Origin of the sequence: Luteimonas sp. gir (assembly GCF_037198055.1) — a bacterium.
Taxonomy (GTDB): domain Bacteria; phylum Pseudomonadota; class Gammaproteobacteria; order Xanthomonadales; family Xanthomonadaceae; genus Luteimonas; species Luteimonas citri_A.
Genome location: NZ_JBBAXQ010000011.1, coordinates 111760 through 138072, shown reverse-complemented (window position 1 = coordinate 138072; position 26313 = coordinate 111760). Strand labels below are relative to the sequence as shown.

Here is a 26313-nt window from a genome sequence, read left to right as displayed (position 1 = left end):
GCGGGCCGGTTGCGGCGCCTGCGGAATGGCGGCGATGAGCTCGATCGACGGCGTCGACCGCGACACGCCCGGTGGCCAACCGCCGCGGGCCTGGACGGTCGCACACCGGCTGCGCGAGGCGGCCAACGACGCGGTCGCCCCCGATGCGCGCGATGCCGGATCGCCGCCGTACGCCGAATTGCACTGTCTGTCGGATTTTTCGTTCCTGCGCGGTGCCTCCGATGCCGAGCAGTTGTTCCAGCGTGCGGTGCATTGCGGCTACGAGGCGCTGGCGATCACCGACGAGTGCTCACTGGCCGGAATCGTGCGCGCGCTCGAAGCCTCCGAAGGCACCGGGCTCAAGCTGATCGTCGGCAGTGAATTCCGGCTCGTCGACGGCTTGCGCTGCGTGCTGCTGGTCGAGACGATCGCCGGCTACCGCAGGCTGTGTGCGCTGATCACCCAAGCGCGGCGTGCCGCCGCCAAGGGCCACTACCGGCTCACGCGCGAGGACATGGCCGCCGTGCTGCAGGGCGCGGCCGACGGGCTGTTCGCGCTGTGGCTGCCGGGCGAGACGCCCGATCCGGACGAGGGCCGCTGGCTGCACGCCCTGTTCGGCACGCGTGCGCATCTGGCCGTGGAGTTGCACCGCGAACGTGACGACGCCGCGCGCCTGGACGCGCTGCTGGCATTGGCGCGCGCGCTCGGGCTGCCGGCACTGGCCAGCGGCGATGCGCACATGGCCACCCGGCGCGAGCGCATGCTGCAGGACACGCTCACCGCGATCGCCCACAACACCCCGCTGGCCGACTGCGGCGCGCACCTGTTCCGCAACGGCGAGCGCCACCTGCGCACCCGGCGCGCGCTGGGCAACATCTACGGTGCGGCGCTGATGGAGGCGGCCGCGGCGCTGGCGGCGCGCTGCAGCTTCAACCTGCGCAGTATCCGTTACGACTACCCGGTCGAGCTCGTCCCCGATGGTCACACCCCAACCACCTGGCTGCGGGCGCTGACCGAGCGCGGCATCGTCACACGCTGGCCCGACGGCCCCACGCCCCAGGTGCGCGATCTGATCGAATTCGAGCTCGCGCTGATCGCCAAGAAGGGCTACGAGGCCTTCTTCCTGACCGTGGCCGACATCGTCGCCTTCGCCCGCAAGCAGAAGATCCTGTGCCAGGGCCGCGGCTCGTCGGCGAACTCGGCGGTCTGCTACGCGCTGGGCATCACCGCGGTGAACCCCGACGAGACCCGCTTGCTGATGGCGCGCTTTCTGTCCGAACAGCGCGACGAGCCGCCGGACATCGACGTCGACTTCGAGCACCAGCGGCGCGAGGAGGTCATCCAGTATGTCTACGCCAAGTACGGCCGCGAGCGGGCCGCCCTCGCCGCGACGGTGATCAGCTACCGCGGCAAGAGCGCGGTGCGCGATGTCGCCAAGGCCTTCGGCCTGCCCGACGACCAGATCGCGCTGCTGGCCACCTGCTACGGCTGGGGCAACGGCGACACGCCGATGGAACAGCGCATCGCCGAGGCGGGCTTCGACCTGCACAACCCGCTGATCCGCAAGATCCTGCTGGTGACCGAGGCATTGCGCGGCCATCCGCGACACTTGTCGCAACACGTCGGCGGTTTCGTCATTTCCGACGCCCCGCTCTCGCATCTGGTCCCGGTCGAGAACGCGGCGATGGCCGATCGCACGATCATCCAGTGGGAAAAGGACGACTTGGAGACGATGCAGTTGCTCAAGGTCGATTGCCTGGCCCTGGGCATGCTGACCTGCATCCGCAAGACGCTGGACCTGGTGCGCGGCCATCGCGGGCGGCGGTTCGAGCTCGCCACCCTTCCCGCCGAGGACAAGGCCACGTACAAGATGATCCAGATCGCCGACACCGTCGGCGTGTTCCAGATCGAATCGCGCGCGCAGATGGCGATGCTGCCCAGGCTCAAGCCGGCGCGCTTTTACGATCTGGTGGTGGAAGTGGCGATCGTGCGCCCCGGCCCGATCCAGGGCGACATGGTGCATCCCTATCTGCGCCGGCGGCAGGGCCGCGAAGCGGTCGACTATCCCAACGACGAGATCCGCAGCATCCTCGAACCCACGCTCGGCGTGCCGCTGTTCCAGGAGCAGGTCATGGAACTGCTGATGAAGGCGGCCAACTACACCGACAGCGAGGCCGACCACCTGCGGCGCTCGATGGCGGCCTGGCGGCGCGGCGGCGACATGGAGCAGCACCGGGTGCGGGTACGCGAGCGCATGCTGGCGAAGGACTATTCGCAGGAATTCATCGACCAGATCTTCGACCAGATCAAGGGCTTCGGCTCCTACGGCTTTCCGCAGAGCCACGCCGCCTCGTTCGCCAAGCTGGTCTACGCCAGTTGCTGGCTCAAGCGCCACGAGCCGGCCGCGTTCGCCTGCGGCCTGCTCAATGCCCAACCGATGGGCTTCTACTCGCCCAGCCAGATCGTGCAGGACGCCCGCCGCGGCAGCGCGCAGCGCGCCCGCGTCGAGGTGCTGCCGGTCGACGTGCTGCACAGCGACTACGACAGCACGCTGGTCGGTGGCCGGCCCTGGCGCAGCGACGCCGATCCGGGCGTTCAGCCGGCAATCCGGCTCGGCCTGCGCCTGGTCGCGGGGCTGCCCGAGGCGGCCGCGCATCGCATCGTCGCCGAACGCGACCGGCGGCCGTTCGCCGACATCGCCGACCTGGTCCTGCGCGCCGGGCTCGAGGCCAAGGCGCGCCAAGCGCTGGCCGAGGCCGATGCGCTGCGCAGCCTGGCCGGCCACCGCAATGCCGCGCGCTGGGCGGTCGCCGGCATCGAGCAGCGGCGGCCGTTGCTGCCCGGCAGTCCCGACGAGGCCGCGGTCGCCCTGCCCGCGCCCGCCGCTGGCGAGGAGATCCTGTCCGACTACCGCGCCCTGGGCCTGAGCCTGGGCCCGCATCCGATGGCGCTGCTGCGTCCGCAGATGACCGCACGCCGGATCATCGGCCTGCGCGACCTGCAAGCCCGGCGCCACGGCAGCGGCGTGCACGTTGCTGGCCTGGTGACCCAGCGCCAGCGCCCGGCCACCGCCAAGGGCACCATCTTCGTCACCCTCGAAGACGAGACCGGCATGATCAACGTCATCGTCTGGTCGCACCTGGCGATCCGCCGCCGGCGCGCCCTGCTCGAATCGCGGCTGCTCGCGGTGCGCGGCCGCTGGGAGCGGGTCGACGGGGTCGCCCATCTCATCGCCGGCGACCTGCACGACCTCAGCGACCTGCTCGGCACGATGCCGCTGCCCTCGCGCGATTTCCATTGAGCGGCGGCGCCTGGGCGAGGACCCATGTCATTCGCGCCATCCTATGGCAGCCAACCGCCTCCGCAGCGGACATTGCGATCGTGCGCCCCGCGCGCTTTGGGGGGGCCTCGTCCAGCACACCGCCAGCACAGGTGACCTACAATACCCCGATGGCCCCGTAGCTCAGCTGGATAGAGCATCCCCCTCCTAAGGGGAAGGTCGCACGTTCGAATCGTGCCGGGGTCGCCAGTTCCGCGACCATCCCCCAGCGGCGGTCCCGCCGCGTCGCACCCCCTTCTTCGCCAGCGCCGCCCAGCGGCGCCAGCGCACACCAGGAGTTTTTCGCGATGTCCCATCCCGTCCTCACCGCGCTCGGCCTCGATCCCACCGAATCGGGCACCTACCTCGGCAACAACGAATGGGCCCGCGATACCGGTGCCGGCACGCTGACTCCGGTCAACCCGGCCAGCGGCGAGTCGCTGGCGCAGGTGCTGGCGACCTCGCAGGCCGACTACGAGACCATCGTGACCCGCGCCCAGGCCGCGTTCCGCGAATGGCGCACAACGCCGGCGCCGCGCCGCGGCGAGGCGATCCGGCTGTGCGCCGAGGCGCTGCGCACGCACAAGGACGCGCTCGGCTCGCTGGTCGCACTGGAGATGGGCAAGTCCAAGCCCGAAGGCGACGGCGAAGTCCAGGAGATGATCGACATCGGCGAGTTCGCCGTCGGTCTGTCGCGTCAGCTCTACGGCCTGACCATGCATTCCGAACGCCCCGGCCACCGCATGTACGAGCAGTGGCACCCGCTGGGCCTGGTCGGCGTGATCAGCGCGTTCAACTTCCCGGTCGCGGTCTGGGCCTGGAACAGCTTCGTCGCCGCGGTCTGCGGCAATGTCACGATCTGGAAGCCGTCGCCGAAGACGCCGCTGTCGGCGATCGCATCGATGAAGATCTGCAACGAAGCGCTGCGGGCCGGCGGCTTCCCGGACATCTTCTTCCTGTTCAACGACGCTGGCAGCGATCTGGCCCAGGCGTTCGTCGACGACAAGCGCATCGCACTGGTCAGCTTCACCGGCTCGACCCAGGTCGGCCGCCACGTTGGTGAGCGCGTCGCGCGCCGCATGGGGCGCTCGCTGCTCGAGCTGGGCGGCAACAACGCGATCATCGTCGACCCGACCGCCGATCTGAAGCTGGCGATCCCCGCGATCGTGTTCGGTGCGGTCGGCACCGCCGGCCAGCGCTGCACGACCACGCGCCGGCTGTTCGTGCACGCCTCGATCTTCGACGACGTGCTGGCCAAGCTCAAGACCGCCTACGCCCAGGTCGAATCGCGGATCGGCGACCCCACCGACGCGGCCAATCTGATGGGCCCGCTGAACTCGCGCGACGCGGTGGACGCCTATCTGGCGGCGATCGAGAAGGCCAAGGCCGCCGGCGGCACGATCGAGAGCGGCGGCAAGGCGCTCGACGACCGCAAGGGCTTCTTCGTGCTGCCGACCATCGTCACCGGCCTGTCGAACGATGCCGAGGTGGTGCAGGCCGAGACCTTCGCGCCGATCCTCTACGTGATGAAGTACGAGCAGCTCGACGAGGCGATCGACATGCAGAACGACGTGCCGCAGGGCCTGTCGTCGGCGATCTTCACCAACGATCTCAAGGCCTCCGAGCGCTTCCTCTCGGCGCGCGGTTCGGACTGCGGTATCGCCAACGTCAACATCGGCACCTCTGGCGCCGAGATCGGCGGCGCGTTCGGCGGCGAGAAGGAAACCGGCGGTGGCCGTGAGTCGGGCTCCGATGCCTGGCGCGCCTATATGCGTCGGCAGACCAACACCATCAACTACTCCGACGCCCTGCCCCTGGCCCAGGGCATCAAATTCGACCTGTGAGACGGACCAGCGCCCTGGCGGTCACCAGCCTGGTCTGCGGCCTGTTGGGCTGGAGCCTGCTGCCTTGGCTGGGCAGCCTGGTGGCGGTGATCACCGGCCATCTGGCGCGCGCGGAAATCCGCCGCACGCCCGAGCTCGATGGCGACGGCATGGCCGTCGCCGGGCTGGTGCTCGGCTATGTGCAGTTCGTCGCGACGATCGTCGGCATCGTGGTGTTGATGCTGTTCTTCGGCGGCCTGTTCTGGCTCGGGACGGCGAGCTGAGGTGTACGGACTCGCCCGACCGCTGCTGTTCCGGCTCGATGCCGAGCGCGCCCACCATCTGACGCTGGCCGCGCTCGATGCCGCGCACCGCGCCGGCCTGTCGTCGATGCTCGGCGGCGCACCGGCGCCACTGCCGACCGAGGCCTTCGGCCTGCGCTTCCCCAACCCTGTTGGCCTGGCCGCCGGGCTGGACAAGAACGGCGCGCACATCGATGCGCTGTTCGCGCTGGGGTTCGGCTTCGTCGAGATCGGCACGGTGACCCCGCGCCCACAGGACGGCAACCCGAAACCACGGATGTTCCGGCTGCCGCAGCACCGCGCGCTGATCAACCGGCTGGGCTTCAACAATGCGGGGGTCGATGCGCTGGTCGCCAATGTCGAGCGCGCGCGCCGCAACGGTGTGCTCGGCATCAACATCGGCAAGAACAAGGACACCCCCAACGACGCGGCCGCCGACGACTACCTGCATTGTCTGGCGCGGGTCTATCCGCTGGCCGACTACGTCACCGTCAACATCTCCTCGCCCAATACCGCGGGGCTGCGCGACCTTCAGGAGGCGCAGGCCCTGCAGCGCCTGATCGGCACCCTGCGCGAGGCGCAGGAGCGGCTGGCCGCTCAGCATCGGCGCCGCGTGCCGGTGCTGGTGAAGATCGCCCCCGATCTCGACGACGGCGGCATCGAGGCCGCGGCCCGGGTCTTCGGCGACCTGGCGGTGGATGGCGTCATCGCGACCAACACCACCATCGCGCGCACCGGCGTCGAAGGTGATGCGACCGCCGCGCAGGCCGGTGGCCTGTCCGGTGCGCCGTTGATGGATCGGGCCACCGCAGTGCTGGGCAAGCTGCGCGCGCAGTTGCCTGCGACCATCCCGCTGATCGGCGTGGGCGGCATCGTCTGCGGCGCCGACGCCGCCAGCAAGATCGCGGCCGGCGCGTCGCTGGTCCAGGTCTACTCGGGCTTGGTCTATCGCGGGCCGGCGCTGGTCGGCGACTGCGTGGAGGCGATCCGCGGGCGCCGCGAGACCGTCGACCATAGTCCTGCGTCGGAGCGCTGAGCCGCCGATGTCCGCCCCGTTCGATCTGCGCGAACGCGTCGACCTGCGCACCCGCAACACCTTCGGCGTCCCGGCGCAGGCGCGCCGGCTGCTCGAGGTCGGCGACGCCGCGGCATTGCCGCAGGCGCTTGACGCGCTCGGTGAGGCGCCGCCACTGGTGCTCGGCGGCGGTAGCAACCTGCTGTTCGTCGACGATGTCGATGCGGCGCTGGCGATCGTCGACACCCGCCGGGCCATCGTCGCCGACGACGGCGTCCAGGCGCAGGTCCGCGCCGCCGCCGGCGCGTCCTGGCACGACGTGGTGATGTGGTCGCTGGCCCAAGGCTTGGGCGGCCTGGAAAACCTGGCGCTGATCCCTGGCACCGTCGGCGCGGCGCCGATCCAGAACATCGGCGCCTACGGTGTCGAGGTTGCCGACCGCATCCATGCGGTCGAGGCCTTCGATCGCACGCGCGGCGAACTGGTCGCACTCGACGCGACGGCTTGCGGCTTCGGCTACCGCGACAGCGTGTTCAAGCAGACGCCTGAGCGCTGGATCGTCACCGCGGTCACCTTTGCGCTCTCGCGCCGCGCCGCGCCGGTGCTCGATTACGCCGGCATCCGCGACGCCCTCGCCGCGCGCGGTGTCGCCGCGCCGACGCCGTCCGATGTCGCCGAGGCCGTGATCGCGATCCGCCGCAGCAAGCTGCCCGACCCGGCCGTGATCGGCAACGCCGGCAGCTTCTTCAAGAATCCGATTGTCGACGCCGCGATCGCCGCGGCCCTGCGCGACACGCACCCCGAGCTGCCGGTGTTTGCGGTCGATGGCGACCGCTGCAAGCTTTCGGCCGCGTGGCTGATCGACCGCTGCGGCTGGAAGGGCCACCGCGACGGCGATGCCGGCGTCTCGGCCGGACACGCGTTGGTGCTGGTCAACCACGGCGGCGCGCATGGCCGCGACCTGCTGGCGTTGGCGCGGCGCATCGCCGCCTCGGTGCGCGCCCGATTCGGCGTGGACTTGGTCCCCGAGCCACGGATCGTGGGAACGACATGGTGAATAGCCTGCCGCAACGCTGGCAGCCGACCTCGGCCGCAGGCAAAGCGGCGCTGCTCATGCTCGGCAGCACGTCGGCATTCGCGCTGATGGCGATCACGATCCGCTTCGCGTCGGCGACCGTCCCGACGACCGAGGTCGCGTTCTTCCGCAACTTCTTCGGTCTGCTCGCGCTGCTGCCGATCCTGTTGCGCGCCGGCAACGGCCTGCCGCGCACGCGCCATCTCGGCCGCTACCTGGTGCGCACGCTCGTCGGCCTGGGCTCGATGCTGTGCGCGTTCTGGGCAATCGGCCACCTGCCGCTGTCGCAGGCGATCTCGCTGTCGTATGCCGCGCCCTTATTCGCGACCATTGCCGCGGTGCTGTGGCTGGGCGAGATCGTGCGCGTGCGGCGCTGGATGGCGGTGTCGGCAGGTTTCGTCGGCGTGCTGGTGATCCTGCGCCCGGGCGTGGCGTTCTCGCTGCCGATGCTGATCCCGGTGCTCGGCGCCCTGCTCGCGGCCCTGGTCGCGATCCAGATGAAACAGCTGTCGAAGATCGATCCGCCCGACACGATCGTCTTCTATACCTATCTGCTGTGGGTGCCGCTGTCGCTGGTGCCGGCACTGTTCCAGTGGGTGTGGCCCGGTCCGGTGACCTGGCTGTGGCTGATCGCCACGGGCGTGCTGGGCACGCTCGGCCAGTGGCTGTGGACACGCGCGCTGCGCCTGGGCGAGGTCTCCGCGCTGCAGCCGATCAGCTTCGTGCAGTTGCCGATCGTCGTGGTGTTCGGCTGGTGGCTGTTCGGCGAGACGATGGACCTGTGGACGATGATCGGCGCGGCGATCGTGTTCGGCGCCAACGGCTACATCGCCCATCGCGAAGCGGTGCTCGCGCGTCGCGCCGCCTCGCAGCGTCCGGCCGAGGCAGCGAAGCCCAGCGAGTAGCGCGGGCTTCGGACAGCCACGCAGCGCCCGCCGCCAAGCAAGGCGTGTCGCGGCGCGCCCTCAGACGTCGTCGCGCGCGACCTCGCGCAGCTTGCCCTGGTGCAGCTCCATCACCCGGTCGAGCTTGCGCGCCAGCCGGCGGTCGTGGGTCACCAGCACCAGGCTCGTGCGCTGCGCGCGATTCATCTCCAGCATCAGCTCGAACACGGTCGCGGCGGTGCGCTCGTCGAGGTTGCCGGTGGGTTCGTCGCCCAGCACGCAGGCCGGCTTGTTGACCAGCGCCCGGGCCACGGCCGCGCGCTGGCGCTCGCCCCCCGAGAGTTCGCCCGGCTTGTGACCGAGCCGATGGCCCAGCCCGACCGTCTCCAGCAGACCGCGCGCACGCGTGGTCGCCTCGCCGTCGCTGGCACCATTGAGCAGCGCCGGCAGCATCACGTTCTCCAGCGCGGTGAACTCGGGCAGCAGGTGATGGAACTGGTAGACGAAGCCGAGCGCGCGGTTGCGCAAGGTGCCGCGCGCCGCATTCGACAGCGCGCTCATCTGCTGCCCGGTGACGAACACCTCGCCTGCGCTCGGCACATCCAGGCCACCGAGCAGGTGCAGCAGCGTGCTCTTGCCGGCGCCCGACGCGCCGAGGATGGCGACGGTCTCGCCCGCCTGCACGGCGAAATCGAGCCCGTCGAAGACCGGCGTATGCAGCTTGCCTTCGGCGTAGGTCTTGCCCAGACCCTCGGCCGCCAGCACGATGGTATCGGCTGCTTGCGGGTTCTCACTCATAACGCAGCGCCTCCGCCGGTGCGGTGCGCGCCGCGCGCCATGCCGGATACAGGGTGGCCAGGAACGCCATCAGCAGCGCGATCACGCCGATCATCGTCACGTCGCTGGCCTGCAGGTCGATCGGCAGGCCGGTGACGTAGTAGACGTCCTCAGGCATCAGCACCACGCCGAACAGACGCTCGAGGGCGCGCAGGATGTGTTCGAGATTGAAAGTCAGCAGCAGGCCGCCGCAGACCCCGAGCACGGTACCGATGACGCCGATCATCGTGCCCTGCACCATGAACACCTGCATGACGCCGCGCGGGGTCAGGCCCAGCGTGCGCAGGATCGCGATGTCGGCATGCTTGTCGGTGACCAGCATGACCTGGGAGTTCAACAGCGAGAACGCGCCCATCAGAATGATCAGCGACAGCAGGATGCCGATCATGGTCTTCTCGAGCTTGAGCGCGCGGAACATGTTGGCGTTCTCGGTGCTCCAGTCGCTGACCCGGTAGACCCCGCCCAGCCTGTGCACGAGGTCGCGGGTGACCTGTTGGGCGAGATCCATGTCATGCAGCTTCAGGCGCACGCCGGTGACGCCATCGCCGATGCGCAGCAGCCGCTGCGCGTCCTGCAGGTTGACCACCGCCAGCCGGCGGTCGAAATCCTGGTAGCCGGCTTCGAACAGGCCGCTGACGGTGAAGCGCTTGAGCTGCGGCACTGCGCCCATCGGCGTGACCTGGAAATCGGTGGTCACGATGACGCTGTCGCCGACGCCGACGCCGAGCCACAGCGCGAGTTCGCGGCCAAGCACGATGTTGAAGCTGCCCGGCTGCAGGTCCGAGAGCTGGCCGACCACCATCGAGGTTGCCAGGTCGGAGACCTGACCCTCGTCCTCGGGCGAGATCGCACGCACCGCGGCCGGCTCGTTGCGGCGGCCGCGCAGCAGCGCCTGCGTGTCGATGTACGGCGCCGCGCCGGCCACGCGTGGGTCCTCGCGCGCAACCTCGACCGCTCGCCCCCAGTTGTGCAGCGTGTCGCCCTCGGCGCTCACCGTCGCGTGCGCGACCATGCCGAGCATGCGGTCGCGGATTTCCTTCTGGAACCCGCTCATCACCGCCAAGGTGGTGATCAACACGGTGACGCCGATCGCGATCGCGAAGATCGAGGCCAGCGAGATGAAAGAGATGAAGCCGTTGCGCCGTTTCGCCCGGAGATAACGCAGGCCGATGGCGGCGGGAATGGGTCTGAGCATGGACGTCCGTCGATGGATGCGGGTCGTCGGCGATGGCGCGATCGCCGTGCCCGTCCCGCTGGGCAGTGGCTATGGTGCCACCGATTCCGGTGCGCGTGGCAGCGGACGCATCGCTGCGGCCAGACGCAGTTCACGGCGTTGCGGTGCCGGCAAGGTGTCGGGCCACCACAGTAGCCTGTGCGTGCGTCGGCCCTCGCGCCAGCTCAGGCGCACGATCGGACCACGCCAGTGCAGGCAGGGTGCTTCCAGCAGCCGCCCATCGAGCAGCACCTGCCCCGTCGCCTGCACCACGACGCGATGCGGCGGCTGTCGTGCGGTGCGCAGGATCGTATGCAGGCCACCGGCCAGGACGTAGGGGATGCCGAGCCAGGCCAACAGGCCCGGCAGTTCGGAGAGCAGCAAGGCACCGCAGGCGGCGAACGTGATCAGGCCCAACGCGGCGATCAGCAGGCGCGACGGCCGCCAGTGCAGCCGGGCGGGCTCAGAGGTCGGGCGGGAGCGCCCGGATGGATTGGACGAGGGTGTCGAGTTGCGCATCGGGCGAACGCTCATGGCCGAGGAACCACTTCCAGAGCCTATCGTCCTCGCATTCGAGCAGCCGTCGGAAAACATCCCGCTCGCTTTCGGAGGATGTCGCCCAGCACCGGTCGAGCCAGCGCTCGAACAGCCGGTCGAGTTCGCGCATGCCGCGGCGGCTGCGCCAGCGCAGGCGCCGCAGCTCGGTGGTGTCGTCGTGGTCGGTCACTGACGTGCGTCCTGTGTGCGGGCGTTCGCGGCTGCGGCCGATGCGGAGGCATCGGCCAAGCGCTCATGACGCGCCAGGCTTGTCCCATGCCATCCATGGCGGCGCATTGCCGACTCCGGAGAGACCGGCCCGCACATCCGTGTGCGGGCGTTCGCGGCTGCGGCCGATGCGGAGGCATCGGCTTGGCGCTCCCATTTCTTTGGACAGTTCCCATGCCATCCATGGCGTGGCATGGCCGACTCCGGAGAGGCCGGCCCGCACGTCCGTGTGCGGGCGTTCGCGGCTGCAGCCGATGCGGATGCATCGGCCAAGCGCAGCCGCTCACCCACGTCGTGCGAGCATCAGTTGCTTGATCTGGCCGATCGCCTTGGCCGGGTTCAGCCCCTTGGGGCAGGTCCGCGCGCAGTTCATGATCGTGTGGCAGCGGTAAAGCTTGAACGGGTCTTCCAGGTCATCCAGGCGCGCACCGGTGTCCTCGTCGCGGCTGTCGATGATCCAGCGGTAGGCCTGCAGCAGGATCGCAGGACCCAGGTAGCGTTCGCCGTTCCACCAGTAGCTCGGGCAACTGGTCGAGCAGCACGCGCACAGGATGCACTCGTAGAGGCCGTCGAGCTTGTCGCGGTCCTCAGGCGACTGCAGCCGCTCGCGATCCGGCGGCGCTGCGGTCTGGGTGCGGATCCACGGCTGGATCGATGCGTACTGCGCATAGAAATGCGTCAGATCGGGCACCAGATCCTTGACCACGCTCATATGCGGCAGCGGGTAGATCGGCACCTCGTTCTTCTTGCAATCGTCGATCGCGCGCGTGCACGCCAGCGTGTTGGTGCCGTCGATGTTCATCGCGCACGAGCCGCAGATGCCCTCGCGGCACGAGCGACGGAACGTCAGCGTCGGGTCGATCTCGTTCTTGATCTTGATCAGCGCGTCCAGGACCATCGGCCCGCACTTGTCGAGGTCGAGCTCGTAGGTGTCGGTGCTGGGGGTCTCGCCGGAATCGGGATTCCAGCGATAGATCTTGAACGTGCGCGTGCGCTTGGCGCCCGGCGCGGCCGGGAAGTGCCGGCCCTTCTTGATCTTGGAGTTCTTCGGGAGCGTGAATTCGGCCATGTGGGGTCTCCCGGCTCAGTAGACGCGTGCTTTGGGGGGCACGACCTCGACTTCGTCGTCGAGTGTGTACATGTGCACCGGACGGTAGTCGATCTTGGTGTTGCCGGCCTCGTCCGCCCAGCACAGCGTGTGCTTGTGCCAGTTCTCGTCGTCGCGGTCCGGGTAGTCCTCGTGGGCGTGCGCGCCGCGCGATTCCTTGCGGTTCTCGGCCGAGACGATCGTCACCAGCGCCTGGCCCAGCAGGTTCTCCAGCTCCAGCGTCTCGATCAGATCCGAGTTCCAGACCAGCGAGCGATCGCTGACCTTGACGTCGGCGAACGAGGCGTGGATCTCGCGGATCTTGTCCACGCCCTGCTTGAGCGTCTCGCTGGTGCGGAACACCGCCGCGTCGTTCTGCATCGTGCGCTGCATGCGGTCGCGGATCACCGCGGTCGCGGTGTCGCCCTTGGCATTGCGCAGCTTGTCCAGGCGCGCCAGCGACTTGTCGCAGGCATCGGCCGGCAGCGGCTTGTGACGCGCGTCGGGCTTGATCGTCTCCGCGCAGCGATTGGCCACGGCGCGGCCGAACACCACCAGGTCGAGCAGCGAGTTGGAGCCTAAGCGGTTGGCGCCATGCACCGACACGCAGGCCGCTTCGCCGATCGCGTACAGGCCGGGCACCACTGCATCCGGGTTGCCGTCCTTCAACTGCACGACTTCGCCGTGGTAGTTGGTCGGGATGCCGCCCATGTTGTAGTGCACGGTCGGGATCACCGGGATCGGCTGCTTCTCCACGTCGACGCCGGCAAAGATCCGCGCGCTCTCGGCAATGCCGGGCAGCTTCTTGTGGATGTCGGCCGGGTCCAGATGGGTCAGGTCGAGATGGATGTGGTCCTTGTGCTCGCCGACGCCGCGACCCTCGCGGATCTCCATCGTCATCGAACGGCTGACCACGTCGCGCGAGGCCAGGTCCTTGGCGTTGGGCGCGTAGCGCTCCATGAAGCGCTCGCCGCTGGCGTTGCGCAGGATGCCGCCTTCGCCGCGGACGCCCTCGGTGATCAGACAGCCCGCGCCGTAGATGCCGGTCGGGTGGAACTGCACGAACTCCATGTCCTGCAGGCCGAGACCTGCGCGCAGCGCCATGCCGCCGCCGTCGCCGGTGCAGGTGTGCGCCGAGGTCGCCGAAAAGTAGGCGCGGCCATAGCCGCCGGTCGCCAGCACCACGCCCTGGGCGCGGAACAGGTGCAGCGTGCCCTCGGCCATGTCGAGGGCGAGCACGCCGCGGCAGGCGCCCTCCTCGTCCATGATCAGGTCGAGTGCGAAGTACTCCACGAAGAAGCGTGCATCGTGCTTGAGCGACTGCTGGTAGAGCGTGTGCAGGATCGCGTGGCCGGTGCGGTCGGCGGCCGCGCACGTGCGCTGGGCGATGCCCTGGCCGTAGTGCGTGGTCATACCGCCGAAGGGGCGCTGGTAGATCTTGCCTTCCTTGGTCCGCGAGAACGGCACGCCCTGGTGCTCGAGCTCGATGATCGCCGGGATGGCCTCACGGCACATGTACTGGATGGCGTCCTGATCGCCCAGCCAGTCCGAGCCCTTGATCGTGTCGTAGAAATGGAAGCGCCAGTCGTCCTCGCCCATGTTGCCGAGCGCGGCCGAGATGCCGCCCTGGGCGGCGACGGTATGCGAGCGGGTCGGGAAGACCTTGGTCAGGCATGCGGTCTGCAGGCCCTTGTGGGCCAGGCCGAAGGTCGCGCGCAGGCCGGCGCCACCGGCGCCGACGACGATCATGTCGTACTTGTGTTCGGTAATCGGGTAAGCGGTCATCACGGACTCAGGCAGTGAAGGCGATGCGGGCGATCGCGTACAGCGAGGCGATGGCGCCGAGCCCGCAGAGGAAGGTCACGAGCAGTTGGAGCGCCAGCTCGAAGGACCGCTTGTGCACGTAGTCCTCGATCACGACCTGCAGGCCGAGCTTGGCGTGCCAAAACAGCGTGACCAGGAAGATCGAGAACAGGATCGCGTTCCACGGCCGGGCGATGATCGCGCGGGCGGTGTCCAGCTCCGCGCCGACCAGCGACAGCAGCGTCAGCACGAACCAGACGACCAGCGGCACCAGGATGATCGCGGTGACCCGCTGCTTCCAGAAGTGCGTCGTGCCCGACTTGCCCGAGCCCAGGCCCTGGGCACGCTTGACCGGCGTGCGCAGCGGCACTGCGCGCGAGGTCTCTCCACCGCCACCGCTCATGCCGCACCCCGCAGACCGAAGAACCAGATGATGCCGGTGATCAGAAAGCCGACCACGAACACCGCGTAGCCCGAGGCATAGGCCTTGGGAATCTCGAAGCCCCAGCCCGCATCCCACAGCAGGTGGCGGATGCCGTTGAGCAGGTGGTAGATCAACGCCAGCGTGAAGCCGAACAGGAAGATCAGCCCCATCGGCGAGGCCCACTGCCGGGAGGCGAACTCGTAGGCTTCGCCGCCTGCGGCGATGGACATCAGCCACCACACCAGGGAAATGCCGCCCACCGCCAAGGACACGCCGGTGATGCGGTGGAGGATGGACATGGTCGAGGTCATCTGCGGTCGATAGACCTGCAGATGCGGCGACAGAGGACGGTTGGGATGTGCCATCGCTGGCTGGTCTCCTCGCTGGCGGCGTCGCGCCGCGTGGCTGGTGGTACACAGGGCCGCTCGCGCCGACGCGATGCGGCGGCGATCAGAAATCGATGCAGCGGCCGTTCTTTTCCCAGTCGCCGTAACGGGTGGGATCGAGACCGTCACGGCCCCCGATCTCGACCGCTGGCTCCGGCTCGGATGCCGGAACAGGCGTGACCGCCGGTTCCGACCGCGGCGTTGCCGCGTCGTCGCCTATGATGTCCGGGGTGATCATTCGTTCAATTTTAGTTCCCACACCCATGGTAAACAAGCCACATCCCCTGCCCGACGCGGATTTCGCCCTTTCCGGCCTGCATGTGCTGCGGCTGTCGGGCCGCGATGCGCTCGCATTCGCGCAGGCCCAGTTCATGAACGACGTGTCCACGCTCGCCGACGGCCAGTGGCAATGGAGCGGTTGGCTGACGCCCAAGGGCCGCCTCATCGCGCTGTTCGCGCTGCTGCGTCGTGACGCGCAGACGCTCGACCTGGTCCTGCACGACGCGGACCCCGCCCTGTTCGCCGATGCGCTGAAACGATTCGTATTCCGCAGCAAGGTCGCAATCGTGATGGCCGGCACGCCCGTCACCGGCCGGTTCGCCGCCCCGGTGGCTGCGCGCGGCGCCCAGGCCGCATGCGATGGCCAGGCGGTGGAACTGGACCTGGGCGTACCGTCGCAACCGCGCACCTTGTGCCTGCAGCCAGACGCGCGGGATACGACCACGACGACTGCAGCCGATGCCGCACCCCAGCCCGATGTCGAGGCCGATGCGTACTGGCGCGCGATCGACCTGGCGCACGGGCTGCCGCGACTGGCCGCCAGCGAGTTCGACCGCTGGACGCCGCAGCAACTCTCGCTCGACCGCCTGCAGGCCTACAGCGTCAAGAAAGGCTGCTACCCGGGCCAGGAGATCGTGGCGCGGACGCATTTCCTGGGCCAGAGCAAACGTGGGCTGGTCGCGCTGCACGGTGCCCACACCGCACAGGCCGGGCAGGACGTCGCCGCCGACGGCGCGCCGGTGGGCAGGATCGTCGCAGTCTCAACGCAGGTCCAGCTTGCGGTGCTGCCGCTGGATCTGGGACCTGCGTCACTGGCGGTCGATGCGCATCCGGTGACCACCGTCGCGCTCCGCGACGGCCTGGCGCGCTGAATGATCTGCCCGCTTTTTGCTTCTATCCGCTTACCGGCGCAACGCACTGAGGCAAAGGCCCCGTCTTCTTCCATCCGAAGCCAGAGTCCATAGGTCTGCAGCAGCGGACTGACGGCCGGTGGTCGCGTCAAGCGCGCCATGGATGAGCCCGCTCTGCCTGCGCGGCATGCCGCGCAGCCATGCGAACGCCGCGCGTGCTTCGCGTGGCCGGACCGCGAGCGGTCCTGACCGAGGGAAGCGCGGCTTCCGGCTGCCAGGCCGCTGCCTATCCGAAGTGGGATTTCCATCTCGCATATCGGAGAAGCCTCCCCCTTTTCATGCCATGTGCGGCTGCTATGCTCGGCCGCTGACAGGGCGCGCAAGCGCTGGGGAATGTCGAGGCAGTCGCCGGACCGGCTGCGGTCCGGTGGCAGGGGAACTGGAAAGCTCAAAGGGAATGTCATGAAGCGCACTATCTTGTCCGCGGCCTTCGCCGCGTCCGTCGTTTCGCTCGCATTGGCGGCCTGCTCGTCCACACCCGACGCGCAGGCACCGGCACCGCAGCCGCCCGCACCATCGAGCGCCTTCATCGAAAAGCTCGATGCAGACGGCCTGTTCGCATTCGGCAAGGCCGGCATCCGCGACCTCAGCCCCGACGGGCGGGCCGCGCTCGACGCGATCGCCGCTCGGCTCTCGGGCAGCGCGCACCAACTGGACATCGTCCACGTCATCGGCCACAGCGACCGCATCGGCAACGCCAAGGGCAATCTGCGGCTGTCCAACCAGCGGGCCGAAGCGGTGCGCGCGTATCTGATCGAGCACGGCGTGCCGGCCGACCGGATCACGGCGGTCGGGCGCGGCGACGTGGAGCCGGTGGTCGAATGCCGCAGCGAGCGCGGTCAGGCCCTGATCGATTGCCTGGCACCGAACCGCCGCGTCGAGGTCCGGGCCCGCTTCACCGACTGATCCAACGCCCCTTATCAGCCGAAGGGCCGGCGCGTTGCGCCGGCCTTTTTTAGGATCAGGCCATCGCCGATGCGGCGGCGACGATGTCCGCCTCCGATGGAATCACCAGGAATGCGGCCCCGGCCAGCGGCGTGAACGTGTCGGCCCCGACCACCCGGCGCAGCGGCCGGTCGCCAAAGCCCGCCTCGGTGATCGCGGTCACGATGCCCTCGCCCACGCCGGCACTGCGCCGCCCCTCGTCGACCACCAATACCCGGTCGCATTCGGCCACGTGCCGGGCGATCGCGCCTTCGTTGAGCGGCAACAGCCAGCGCAGGTCGACCACGCGCACGCGCCAGCCGCGCTCGGCCTCGATCGTGCGTGCCGCACGCAGACTCATCGGCACACCATTGCCGAACGTCAGCACCAGCAGATCGGTTGCCTCGGGTGCGTACACCCGTTCCTCGCCGAAGGCCATCGCCTGGTCCGGCGGCGGATACGCGGTCAGCCAGCCGCCGTCGCCGGGCTCGTAAAGATCCTTGGTCATGTACAGCGCGATCGGCTCGAGGAACGCGCAGACCCGGCCGTCGACCTTCGCCAGCGCGGCCAGCGTGCGCAGCATCGTCGCCGCGTCATCGCCGCGCGACGGGCAGCCGACAACCAGGCCCGGGATGTCGCGCAGTGCGGTGATCGAATTGTCGTTGTGGAAGTGACCGCCGAAGCCGCGCTGATACCCCAGCGAGGCGATGCGCATGACCATCGGGTTGCGGTACTGGCCGTTGCTGAAGAACTGCAGGCTCGCCGCCTCGCCGCGGATCTGGTCGCCGGCGTTGTGGAAGTACGCCAGATACTGGATCTCGGGCAGCGGCAGCAGCCCCATGTTGGCGTAGCCCTGCGCCAGCCCGAGCACGATCGTCTCATCGAGCAGCGTGTTGAACACCCGGCGCGGGCCGAATGCCTTCTGAAGGCCCTTGGTGACGGTGTACACGCCGCCCTTCTGCGCCACGTCCTCGCCGAACAGCAGCGCTTCGGGATACTTGGCGAACAGGTCGTGCAATGCCTGGTTGATCTGGATCGCCAGGTGCCGCGGCGGCTGCGTCTCGGGCAGCTTGGCCTCGCCGCCGAACACGCCTGGGCGCGCGGCGGCGTGCTCATACCGCGTGGCCTCGGCCTGGACCTGGGCCGGCGAGTACGGGGCCAACGGCTGCATGACCTCGGCTAGGTTCTCCAGCCGCGGCCGGCTGTCGGCGTCGTGCGCAGCCGCGAAGCAGCGCGCGCGCGTGTCCTCGTACAGTGCCAGCAGCGCATCGGCGCTCATCAGCCCCGACTCGAGCGCGATCGCGGCCGAACGCAGCAAGGGATCGGTGGCCTCGACCGCGCACAGTTCCTCGAGCGAGCGCCACTCGACCTCGAAGTCGGTTCCCGCATGGCCCATGATCCGGGTCGTGCGCAGGTGCAGGAAGGTCGGCCTGCGCGTGCGCCGGCAGTGCGCCACCGCGCGCTCGACCTCGCCGTAGCCCGAGGCCAGGTCCAGGCCGTCGGCGGCGAAGTAGTCCAGATCGGGGCGCTGAGCGAAGTTGCGCGCGATCCAGCCGTCCGGGGTCTTGACCGAAATGCCGATGCCGTTGTCCTCGCAGACGAACAGCACCGGCGCGGGAAGCTTCTGGTAGGCGGTCCAGGCGGCGGCGTTGAAGGCGGTCTGCGCGGTCGCGTGGTTGCTCGACGCATCGCCGAACGAGCACACGACGATGCTGTCGTCGGGCACCGGCAGCGCATGGCCGATGCGCCGCGCCTGCTCGATCGCGACCGCGGTGCCGAAGGCCTTGGGCAGATGCGAGGCGATGGTCGAGGTCTGCGGCAGCACCCACAGCGGCTTACTGCCCCAGACCTTGTGGCGGCCGCCGCTGGCGGGATCTTCGCGGCTGGCCGCGAACGACAGCGCCGAGTCCATCACCGGATCCATGCCGGGCAGCTTGCGAAAGCGCTCGGCCATGAAGCCGCCGCTGCGGTAATGCAAGAACGCCGGATCGGTATGCCGGGTCAGGCGCGCGACCATCGCATTGCCCTCGTGGCCACTGGACCCGATCGTGTAGAAGACCTTGTTCTGCACGCGCAGTACGCGCGCCATCAGGTCCAGGTGCCGGCTGATCAGCTGCGATTCCAGCAGTTCGACAAACCCGCGTGCATCCAACGCACTGCCGGGCAGCACGGCGTCGGCATCGGCCGGACGTGCCTGCACTGGGCCGCGCCAGTCACGGACGAACTGCTGGAAGTTCGCGTCGCAGATCTCGGCGCGGTTGAGGCCCTTCATGCGGGCGGGAATCGGGTTCGGGACGGTGGCGAACATGCGGTCGGGACCTACTGGCGGGATGCCGCGATCAGCGCGGCGTGTTCGGGCGCGGGTGCCGGCATGGCAACGAACCGCGGCGTCGCGCGCACGCGGGCCAGCCAGTCGCGCAGCGCCGGGTACGGCGACAGGTCGAATCCCCCGTCGCCGGCGGCATCGGTGTAAGGGAACAGCGCGATATCGGCAATGCCATAGCGCGGGCCGGTGAACCAGGGATGCGCCGACAGGTGCGTCTCCATCACCGCCAGGGCCTGCGCGCCGCGTTCGTGCAGGCGCGGCAGTTCGGCGCGACGCGGCGAATCGAGCGGCGTCCAGCCACAGATGAAGCGAGCAACGGCGAGACAGGGTTCGTGGCTGTACTGCTCGAAGAACATCCACGACAGCGTCTGTGCCCGCTGCCAGGCATCGCCCGGCACGAACTCACTGCCCTCCGCCAGCCAGTGCAGGATCGCGTTCGACTCCACCAGCACGCGGCCGTCGTCGAGCTCGAGCATCGGCACCTTGCCGTTGGGATTCTTGGCGAGATAATCCGGGGTGCGGGTCGCGCCGCGGCTACTGTCGGTTTCGATCCAGCGATACGGGCGGCCGAGCTGTTCGAGCAGCAGCCGCAGCTTGTGGCAATTGCCCGATGGCGAGTAGCCGTAGATCGCGGTCATGCAAAACGCTTTCGGTGCTCGTGCCATTGCGCGCGCGTCTGGCCCCAGATCTCGATCGGATGGTCCTCGAACGGCGCCGGGAGCCGGCCCGGCCCGCGGCAGACAGCGCCCAGCCGCCGGGCGACGTTCTGCGATGGCAGGTTCGCCGGATCGATGCAGTGGATGATGTCGTCCCAGTGCAGTGCCTCGAATGCCCAGTCGATGGCGGCGACCGCCGCTTCCACGGCATAGCCCTGGCCCCAGGCATCGGGATGGAACGCGTAGCCGATCTCGTTGCCCGGCCAGCCCTCCGGACGCCAGGGCCCGAGTTGGCCGAGCCAGCGCCCGCCCGCCCGCTCGACGACCGAGAACATGCCGAAGCCCTGCAGCAACCAGGCGCCGGGTTGCTGCAGGAACTTGCGCCATGCGGCCGCGCGCGGCTGGCACCCGCCGATGTAGCGCGCCGCGGTCTCGTCGGCCAGCAGTTCGGCGTAGCGGTCGAAATCCTCGGCCTTGGGCAGGCGCAGGATCAGGCGGTCGGTTTCGAGGATCGGCGCGGCAGCGGATGACGGCATCGTGGGCATAGTGCAGGTCTCAAAGACTGCCGGCCTTCTCGATCACGAGGATGCGCGCCTCGCCGATCGGATGGGCGACATGCGCGTCGCCCGGCCCGGCATGGAACAGGTCGCCGGCTTCCAGCACGACCGCGTGTTCGGCCTCGCCCTGGCGATAGCGCATCTCCACACGGCCGTCGAGCACGGCGAAGACTTCCTCGCCGTCGTTGACATGCCACTGGTAGGGACGATCGGTCCAGTGCAGACGGACGGTGGCGCCCTCGATGGCGGCGACATCCAATGCGCCCCACGCGCTGTCGGCGGTGAACTCGCGCGATCGAATCGTACGCATGCTCAGAACGCGTTGATACCCGTCAACTCGCGCCCCACGACGAGCTGGTGCACGGTCTCGGTGCCTTCGTAGGTAATGACCGACTCGAGGTTGAGCGCATGACGGATCGGCGAGTGCTCGGTCGTGATGCCGGCGCCACCCAGCAGATCGCGCGCTTCGCGGGCGATGTCGATCGCCATGCGGCAATTGTTCCACTTCGCCAGCGAAACCTGGGTCGGCTGCATCTTGCCGGCATCCTTCAGACGGCCGAGCTGCAATGACAGCAACTGCGCGCTGGTGATCCGGCGCGCCCAGTCGGCAAGCTTGATCTGCGCGCTCTGGGTCGCGGCCACCGGGCGATCGAACAGGATGCGTTCCTTGGAATAGCCCAGCGCCTCGTCCAGGCACGCGATCGCCGCGCCGATCGGCCCCCAGGTAATGCCGTAGCGCGCCTGGGTCAGGCAGCCCAGCGGACCCTTGAGTCCCTTGACGTTCGGCAGGCGGTTGGCATCGGGCACGCGCACATCGTCGAAGTACAGCGCGCTGGTGACCGAGGCACGCAGGCTCATCTTGTGTTTGATCTCCTGCGCCGTGAAGCCGGCGAAGTCCTTCTCCACGACGAACCCCTGGATGCCGTCGTCGGTCTTCGCCCAGACGATCGCGATGTCGGCCAGGTTGCCGTTGGTGATCCACATCTTGGCGCCGTTGAGGATCCAGTCGCCGCCGTCGCGGCGCGCATGGGTCTTCATGTTCGCTGGGTCCGAGCCGCCATGGGGCTCGGTCAGACCGAAGCAACCGATGACCCGGCCGGCCGCCATGTCGGGCAGCCAGCGGCGGCGCTGCTCCTCGCTGCCGTAGGCATAGATCGGATACATGCACAGCGACGATTGCACGCTGGCGAAGCTGCGCAGGCCGCTGTCGCCACGCTCGAGTTCCTGGCAGATCAGGCCGTAGCTGACCGCGTTGAGGCCGGCGCAGCCGTACTCGGTCGGCAACGTGGCGCCGAGCAGGCCGAGTTCGGCCATCTCGGGAATCAGTTCGGTCGGAAACCGCCCCTCGTCGAAGCAGGCGCCGATGATCGGCAGCACACGCTCGTCGGTGAAGCGGGCGACGGCGTCCTGGACCGCGCGCTCGTCTTCATCGAGCAGCGAACGCACGTCGTACAGATCGTAGGGATGCAGGGCCATGGCGGTCCGGTCTGGGCGGGATGCCGGCCATTGTAGCGATCCACGCGCCGGCGTCGTCGGGGGCCTCCACGCAGGAAGGCCGGCGATGTGCCGGCCTTCCTGCAAGACAGCGATGGCGCGGTTGCTCAGCCGCGCACGGGCGCGTCGTCGAGCGCTGCGGTCATCACCCGGCCATTGAGCACCGGCAGACGCTCGCCCGGGGCTTCGCGCATGCGCAGCGTGTGCTCGGTGCCTTCGTAGCGATAGGTGACGTCGTAGCCGACCGTCTTTTCCTCGTCGCCCAGCAGGATCCGGTTGCCCGGCTTGCTGTCGGTGCGCATCGAGCCGGTGGTGCCGTCGGGATTGCGATAGGTCACGTTGTAGGCGACCACACGCGAGGACTGCGAGGAATCCTGCACGGTGCGGCACTGACGGTCGACACGTTCGACGACGCGGCCGCCGACATGGTTACGGTCGATCCGGTTGCCGATGAAGCCGCCGGCGGTCGCGCCGGCCGCGGTGGCGAGCTTGCGCCCATTGCCGCCGCCGACCTGGTTGCCCACCAGACCGCCGACCAGCGCGCCGACCACGGTCCCGCCGACGTTGCCGTCGCGCTCGGGCAGACGGTCTTGCACCACCACGTCCTCGCAGACCTGGCGCGGCGAGGTCGAGGTCATCGTCTCGCGGATCGGCTCGCTGCCCAGCACGGTCGCATAGACCTGTTCGGTCTCGGTGACCGGGCGGGTCGCCACGACGTCGGCATAGTCGAGCTTGTCCTCGACGCGCTTGTCCTCGGCGCCCGCGGTCGTATCGCCGGCGACCGATGTCCCCGCGCCATCGCGGCTGTTGTGGTACGCGCCGACGGCCACGCCACCTACCAGCAAAGACGCCAGCGCAATCGCGATCGTGTTGCTCTTCATGGGATCTCCTTGCGGCCATCGGCCTGTACGTCGTGACAGTGATTGCACCATTGCCAAGCTGAACAGGCACACGAACAAGGGCGACTCAGGCTGACCCGGCGCTAAACCGGGACGTCAGCAGGCCGTGCTAGCGTGTGCCGCATCCCGCCCCCCTCGCGAGGCCCACGATGCCCAGTCCCTTTACCGTGCCGCTCGTGTCGTGGCTGTCCCGGTTGAGTCACCCGCGCCTGTTCGTGGTCGTGGCCATCCTGTTCGGCATCAATCTGGTCATCCCCGATCCGATCATCCTGATCGACGAAGTCCTGCTGGGGCTGGCGACGGTCGCCTTGGCCCGGCGCAAGCGCACGCCCGACGCGCCGACACACGCCGATCCGCGTCCGCCGATCGATGGCCAGGCGCGCCGCCCTTGAGGCTGGTCGACAGCCATTGTCATCTCGACGCACCGCAGTTCAACGACGACCGTGCGGCGGTCTTGGCGCGCGCGCGGGCGGCGGGCGTCGTGCAACAAGTGGTGCCGGCCATCACCCGCGCGGCATGGCCGGGCTTGCGCGCGGTCTGCGCCGAAGACGCCGGCCTGTTTCCGGCCTACGGACTGCACCCGATGTTTCTGGCCGAACACCAGCCCGAAGATCTGGACGCCCTGGCCGACTGGATCGTGCGCGAGCGGCCGGTGGCGGTTGGCGAGTGCGGCCTGGACCATTTCGTCGATGGGCTCGACCGCCAGGCCCAGGCGCATTGTTTCGAAGGCCAGTTGCGCCTGGCGCATGCCCACGACCTGCCGGTGATCGTGCACGCGCGGCGGGCAGTCGATCCGGTGATCGCAGCGCTCAAACGGTATGACGGCCTGCGCGGCGTGGTGCACAGCTTCGGCGGCAGCGCCGAACAGGCACGCCAGCTGTGGCAGCGCGGTTTCATGATCGGACTCGGCGGGCCGTTGACCTATGACCGCGCCCGCCGCCTGCACCGATTGGCCGCGACGATGCCGATCGAACACCTGCTGCTCGAGACCGACGCCCCCGACCAGCCCGACAGCGCCCACCGCGGCCAGCGCAACGAACCGGCGCGCCTGGTCCACGTGCTGGAGACGGTCGCGCGCCTGCGCGGCGAACCGCCGGAGATCGTGGCCGCGCAGACGCGCGACAACGCTGCGCGGCTGTTCGGTCTGCCGCCGCTCTAGCCGCCGCGTCGATCAGGCGGCGGCATCGGCCGCCGGCCGCAACAGCAGTTCGAGCGCCTTGCCGGCCGCGGCGAATGCGAACGCACCGGTGATGTGCGTAGCCGCCCCCAGGCCGCTGCCGCAATCGAGATTGAGCGCGGCATCGGGCCCCAACTGCGGGCGGACGCCGCAGACACTGCCATCGGCCTGCGGATAGCGGACGTTCTCCAGCGAATAGATCGCCGGCACCCCGAAATAGCGCTTGGGGCCCTTGGGAAAATTGAATTCGGCGCGCAGCTTCTTGCGGATCAGCGCGAGCATCGCATCGTGCTCGGTCCGCGACAGATCGCGCACGCGCACCAGCGTCGGGTCGATACGGCCACCGGCGGCGCCCACCGTGATCACCGGCAGCTTGCGTCGCCGGCACCAGGCGATCAACTCGACCTTGCTGCGGAAACTGTCGCAGGCATCGATCACCAGGTCGTAGCCCCGCCCCAGCATTGCCTCAAGGTTGGCCGGGGTCACGAAGTCCTCCAGCGCATGCACCGTCATGCGCGGATGGATCGCCAGGCAGCGCTCGGCCATGACCCTTGCCTTGTTGCGCCCGTACTGGCCCTCGAGCGCCGGCAACTGCCGATTGGTGTTGGACACGCACAGATCGTCGGCGTCGATCAGCGTCAGCGTGCCGACACCGCTGCGGGCAAGCGCCTCGGCCACCCACGAACCGACCCCGCCCAGCCCGACCACCGCGACGTGCCGCTGCAACAGGCGCGCGATCGTGCCCTGCCCGTACAGGCGTTCGATTCCGGCAAAGCGGGCGCGTGCGTGTTCGTCCATGGTGCGCATTCTACCGGGCGCCCTGCCCCGCCGGCCGCCCATGCTAAGGTCGCGCCGCCTTTCGCCACCGCCAGGAGCGCACGATGCCGACGCCCGAGCCCTCGTCTTCCGCGCGCACGCCGCCATCAGCTGCCGCACGCTATGCAGTGGTGTTCGTCCTGGGCCTGGTGGTCGGGGTGTTCGCGCTCGTCGTCGTGCTGCGCGCGCTCGAGAGCCGGCGCGATTGGCAGGACCACTATCCCGGTGCGCTGATGCGGCTCTACCAGGCCCACATGGCGGGCCTGCAGACGGCGGTCGACACGGGCCGCTGCCCATCGGCCGACAGCACGGCCCATCTGCGCGCGCTACGCCTGTTGTCCGATGATCTGGAACCGGCGTTTCCCGAGCTGCGCGACCATCGCGGTTTCAGCGCGCATGCCGACGCGGCGCGACGCGCCCTCGATACAGCCCTGGCCACGCCGCCGAGCGATTGCGCCGAGCTGCGCGTCGCGGTCGATGCGGTCGGTGAGACCTGCAGCGGGTGCCACCGGGATCTGCGCTGAGTCCTGAATACGGGTCTGAATCGAGGCTGGACGTCCACCTCGGTCGCGTCGTTGGACGCGACGAATTGCTGCCTCATTCACGTCGCCCCGCATAGCGTTGGCGACGTCGGGCAGCGGGCCCGCTCACGCTAGGAGATCCCATGAAATCTCGTCTGATCGGTACCGCAGCGGTCGCCGTCTCGTTGGCACTCGCCGGCTGCGCGTCCTCGCCCGGTTATTCCGATTACGGCCGTTACGATGGCTACGGCAGCGGTTATGGCGGCGGTTATCGTGGTGAGTGCTATGACTGCGGCACCGTGACCCGCATCGAGGTGGTCGGTGGCGACCGTGGCCCGAATGTCGCCGGACCGCTGATCGGCGGCATCGTCGGCGCGGTGGCGGCCAAGGAACTCGCACGACACAACACCGACAGTCACGGTCGCCGGAATGTCGCGATCGGCGCCGGTGCGGTCGGCGGTGCGGTGGCCGGCAACGCGATCCAGAATCGAGTCGAGGGCGCGCGTCATTTCAATGTGCATGTGCGCATGCAGGACGGCCGCACGATCGTGCTCAGTCAGGGCGATCTGGACGGCATCCGCGAAGGCTCGCCGGTCCGCGTCCAGAACGGACGCGCCTACGCCTACTGACCCGCGGTGCACTTGTTCGGCGGGCGACTCTGTGGCTACCCGAAGTCAGGTTGCCAGTACCCGCAGCAGCGGCCTGCCAGCCGGTGGCCGCGTCGAGCGCGCCATGGATGGCGCGCGCCCGAGTCAGGACAGAATGTCCTGACCGAGGGAGGAGCGGCTTCCGCCTGACAGGCCGCTGCCCATCCGAAGTGCGCCGCATTTCCGAATTAAGA

28 protein-coding genes and 1 tRNA gene are annotated in these 26313 nt (G+C 69.0%); 13 read left to right on the top strand and 16 right to left on the bottom strand.

What is annotated here, in order from left to right:
• Nucleotides 1-25 precede the first annotated feature (25 nt).
• From WAF18_RS14010 to WAF18_RS13980, 7 genes are all read left to right on the top strand, one after another.
• Nucleotides 26-3280, top strand: coding sequence for an error-prone DNA polymerase (locus tag WAF18_RS14010; RefSeq protein ID WP_337245649.1), 3255 nt, complete (start codon nt 26-28; stop codon nt 3278-3280).
• Nucleotides 3281-3431: 151 nt separating this feature from the next.
• Nucleotides 3432-3508 (top strand) — tRNA-Arg (locus WAF18_RS14005).
• Nucleotides 3509-3606: 98 nt separating this feature from the next.
• Nucleotides 3607-5142 carry an aldehyde dehydrogenase family protein gene (locus tag WAF18_RS14000; RefSeq protein ID WP_183425390.1) on the top strand — a complete coding sequence of 512 codons (1536 nt, stop codon included), beginning with the start codon at nt 3607-3609 and terminating at the stop codon, nt 5140-5142.
• On the top strand, nt 5130-5405 hold the full coding sequence (locus tag WAF18_RS13995) for a DUF4190 domain-containing protein (protein ID WP_183425960.1): 276 nt from the start codon (nt 5130-5132) through the stop codon (nt 5403-5405). The genes WAF18_RS14000 and WAF18_RS13995 overlap by 13 nt, the downstream gene beginning before the upstream one ends.
• A 1-nt stretch (nt 5406) precedes the next feature.
• Nucleotides 5407-6459 carry a quinone-dependent dihydroorotate dehydrogenase gene (locus tag WAF18_RS13990; protein ID WP_337245648.1) on the top strand — a complete coding sequence of 351 codons (1053 nt, stop codon included), beginning with the start codon at nt 5407-5409 and terminating at the stop codon, nt 6457-6459.
• Nucleotides 6460-6466: 7 nt separating this feature from the next.
• Complete coding sequence (gene murB / locus WAF18_RS13985; protein ID WP_337245647.1) at nt 6467-7495, top strand: UDP-N-acetylmuramate dehydrogenase; 1029 nt, start codon at nt 6467-6469, stop codon at nt 7493-7495.
• Nucleotides 7489-8418: a DMT family transporter gene (locus WAF18_RS13980; protein ID WP_337245646.1), complete on the top strand. Its 930-nt coding sequence runs from the start codon at nt 7489-7491 to the stop codon at nt 8416-8418. The genes murB and WAF18_RS13980 overlap by 7 nt, the downstream gene beginning before the upstream one ends.
• Before the next feature lie 60 nt (nt 8419-8478).
• On the opposite strand, the gene lolD is transcribed toward WAF18_RS13980, so the two are convergent.
• From lolD to WAF18_RS13935, 9 genes are all read right to left on the bottom strand, one after another.
• On the bottom strand, nt 8479-9195 hold the full coding sequence (lolD, locus tag WAF18_RS13975) for a lipoprotein-releasing ABC transporter ATP-binding protein LolD (protein WP_337245645.1): 717 nt from the start codon (nt 9193-9195) through the stop codon (nt 8479-8481).
• Nucleotides 9188-10429 carry a lipoprotein-releasing ABC transporter permease subunit gene (locus WAF18_RS13970; RefSeq protein ID WP_183425394.1) on the bottom strand — a complete coding sequence of 414 codons (1242 nt, stop codon included), beginning with the start codon at nt 10427-10429 and terminating at the stop codon, nt 9188-9190. The genes lolD and WAF18_RS13970 overlap by 8 nt, the downstream gene beginning before the upstream one ends.
• 69 nt (nt 10430-10498) lie before the next feature.
• Nucleotides 10499-10966, bottom strand: a complete 468-nt coding sequence (locus WAF18_RS13965) for a hypothetical protein (RefSeq protein WP_337245644.1) — start codon at nt 10964-10966, stop codon at nt 10499-10501.
• Nucleotides 10911-11114: a succinate dehydrogenase assembly factor 2 gene (locus WAF18_RS13960; RefSeq protein WP_337245662.1), complete on the bottom strand. Its 204-nt coding sequence runs from the start codon at nt 11112-11114 to the stop codon at nt 10911-10913. Before WAF18_RS13960 ends, WAF18_RS13965 begins: the two co-directional genes overlap by 56 nt.
• Nucleotides 11115-11495: 381 nt before the next feature.
• Nucleotides 11496-12281 (bottom strand): succinate dehydrogenase iron-sulfur subunit, encoded by a 786-nt coding sequence (locus tag WAF18_RS13955; protein WP_183425397.1) that lies wholly within the window; start codon nt 12279-12281, stop codon nt 11496-11498.
• Nucleotides 12282-12296: 15 nt separating this feature from the next.
• Entirely contained in the window at nt 12297-14084 is a 1788-nt protein-coding gene (gene sdhA, locus WAF18_RS13950; RefSeq protein ID WP_337245643.1) for a succinate dehydrogenase flavoprotein subunit, read from the bottom strand.
• Between the two features lie 7 nt (nt 14085-14091).
• Nucleotides 14092-14505 carry a succinate dehydrogenase, hydrophobic membrane anchor protein gene (gene sdhD / locus WAF18_RS13945; protein WP_183425399.1) on the bottom strand — a complete coding sequence of 138 codons (414 nt, stop codon included), beginning with the start codon at nt 14503-14505 and terminating at the stop codon, nt 14092-14094.
• On the bottom strand, nt 14502-14891 hold the full coding sequence (sdhC, locus tag WAF18_RS13940) for a succinate dehydrogenase, cytochrome b556 subunit (protein ID WP_183425400.1): 390 nt from the start codon (nt 14889-14891) through the stop codon (nt 14502-14504). The genes sdhD and sdhC overlap by 4 nt, the downstream gene beginning before the upstream one ends.
• 85 nt (nt 14892-14976) lie before the next feature.
• Nucleotides 14977-15150 (bottom strand): DUF1674 domain-containing protein, encoded by a 174-nt coding sequence (locus WAF18_RS13935; RefSeq protein ID WP_255492626.1) that lies wholly within the window; start codon nt 15148-15150, stop codon nt 14977-14979.
• A 25-nt stretch (nt 15151-15175) separates the two neighbouring features.
• Here WAF18_RS13935 and WAF18_RS13930 point away from each other — a divergent pair, with 25 nt between their 5' ends.
• Together WAF18_RS13930 and WAF18_RS13925 are read left to right on the top strand one after the other, a co-directional pair.
• The gene (locus tag WAF18_RS13930; protein ID WP_337245642.1) at nt 15176-16063 is read left to right on the top strand and encodes a folate-binding protein; all 888 of its coding nucleotides are present in this window, start codon (nt 15176-15178) and stop codon (nt 16061-16063) included.
• A gap of 441 nt (nt 16064-16504) precedes the next feature.
• The gene (locus tag WAF18_RS13925; protein ID WP_337245641.1) at nt 16505-17008 is read left to right on the top strand and encodes an OmpA family protein; all 504 of its coding nucleotides are present in this window, start codon (nt 16505-16507) and stop codon (nt 17006-17008) included.
• A 55-nt stretch (nt 17009-17063) separates the two neighbouring features.
• On the opposite strand, the gene WAF18_RS13920 is transcribed toward WAF18_RS13925, so the two are convergent.
• From WAF18_RS13920 to WAF18_RS13895, 6 genes are all read right to left on the bottom strand, one after another.
• A complete protein-coding gene (locus tag WAF18_RS13920) occupies nt 17064-19334 on the bottom strand; it encodes a thiamine pyrophosphate-dependent enzyme (RefSeq protein ID WP_337245640.1) in 2271 nt (756 codons plus the stop codon).
• An 11-nt stretch (nt 19335-19345) separates the two neighbouring features.
• Nucleotides 19346-19990 (bottom strand): glutathione S-transferase family protein, encoded by a 645-nt coding sequence (locus WAF18_RS13915; protein ID WP_337245639.1) that lies wholly within the window; start codon nt 19988-19990, stop codon nt 19346-19348.
• Nucleotides 19987-20544 carry a GNAT family N-acetyltransferase gene (locus WAF18_RS13910; RefSeq protein WP_337245638.1) on the bottom strand — a complete coding sequence of 186 codons (558 nt, stop codon included), beginning with the start codon at nt 20542-20544 and terminating at the stop codon, nt 19987-19989. Before WAF18_RS13910 ends, WAF18_RS13915 begins: the two co-directional genes overlap by 4 nt.
• Before the next feature lie 19 nt (nt 20545-20563).
• Nucleotides 20564-20875, bottom strand: a complete 312-nt coding sequence (locus WAF18_RS13905) for a cupin domain-containing protein (RefSeq protein ID WP_183425406.1) — start codon at nt 20873-20875, stop codon at nt 20564-20566.
• Nucleotides 20876-20877: 2 nt separating this feature from the next.
• Nucleotides 20878-22041: an acyl-CoA dehydrogenase family protein gene (locus WAF18_RS13900; RefSeq protein ID WP_337245637.1), complete on the bottom strand. Its 1164-nt coding sequence runs from the start codon at nt 22039-22041 to the stop codon at nt 20878-20880.
• Between the two features lie 125 nt (nt 22042-22166).
• A complete protein-coding gene (locus WAF18_RS13895) occupies nt 22167-22940 on the bottom strand; it encodes a glycine zipper 2TM domain-containing protein (protein WP_337245636.1) in 774 nt (257 codons plus the stop codon).
• 167 nt (nt 22941-23107) lie between these two features.
• On the opposite strand from WAF18_RS13895, the gene WAF18_RS13890 reads away from it, so the two are divergent.
• Nucleotides 23108-23350, top strand: coding sequence for a DUF6116 family protein (locus WAF18_RS13890; protein WP_183425409.1), 243 nt, complete (start codon nt 23108-23110; stop codon nt 23348-23350).
• Complete coding sequence (locus tag WAF18_RS13885) at nt 23347-24117, top strand: TatD family hydrolase (protein ID WP_337245635.1); 771 nt, start codon at nt 23347-23349, stop codon at nt 24115-24117. Before WAF18_RS13890 ends, WAF18_RS13885 begins: the two co-directional genes overlap by 4 nt.
• Nucleotides 24118-24129: 12 nt before the next feature.
• Here WAF18_RS13885 and WAF18_RS13880 read toward each other — a convergent pair whose 3' ends face one another.
• The gene (locus WAF18_RS13880; RefSeq protein WP_337245634.1) at nt 24130-24933 is read right to left on the bottom strand and encodes a tRNA threonylcarbamoyladenosine dehydratase; all 804 of its coding nucleotides are present in this window, start codon (nt 24931-24933) and stop codon (nt 24130-24132) included.
• Between the two features lie 83 nt (nt 24934-25016).
• On the opposite strand from WAF18_RS13880, the gene WAF18_RS13875 reads away from it, so the two are divergent.
• Together WAF18_RS13875 and WAF18_RS13870 are read left to right on the top strand one after the other, a co-directional pair.
• Nucleotides 25017-25475, top strand: coding sequence for a hypothetical protein (locus WAF18_RS13875; RefSeq protein ID WP_337245633.1), 459 nt, complete (start codon nt 25017-25019; stop codon nt 25473-25475).
• A gap of 140 nt (nt 25476-25615) precedes the next feature.
• Nucleotides 25616-26101 carry a peptidoglycan-associated outer membrane lipoprotein precursor gene (locus WAF18_RS13870; protein ID WP_183425413.1) on the top strand — a complete coding sequence of 162 codons (486 nt, stop codon included), beginning with the start codon at nt 25616-25618 and terminating at the stop codon, nt 26099-26101.
• Nucleotides 26102-26313: the final 212 nt, after the last annotated feature.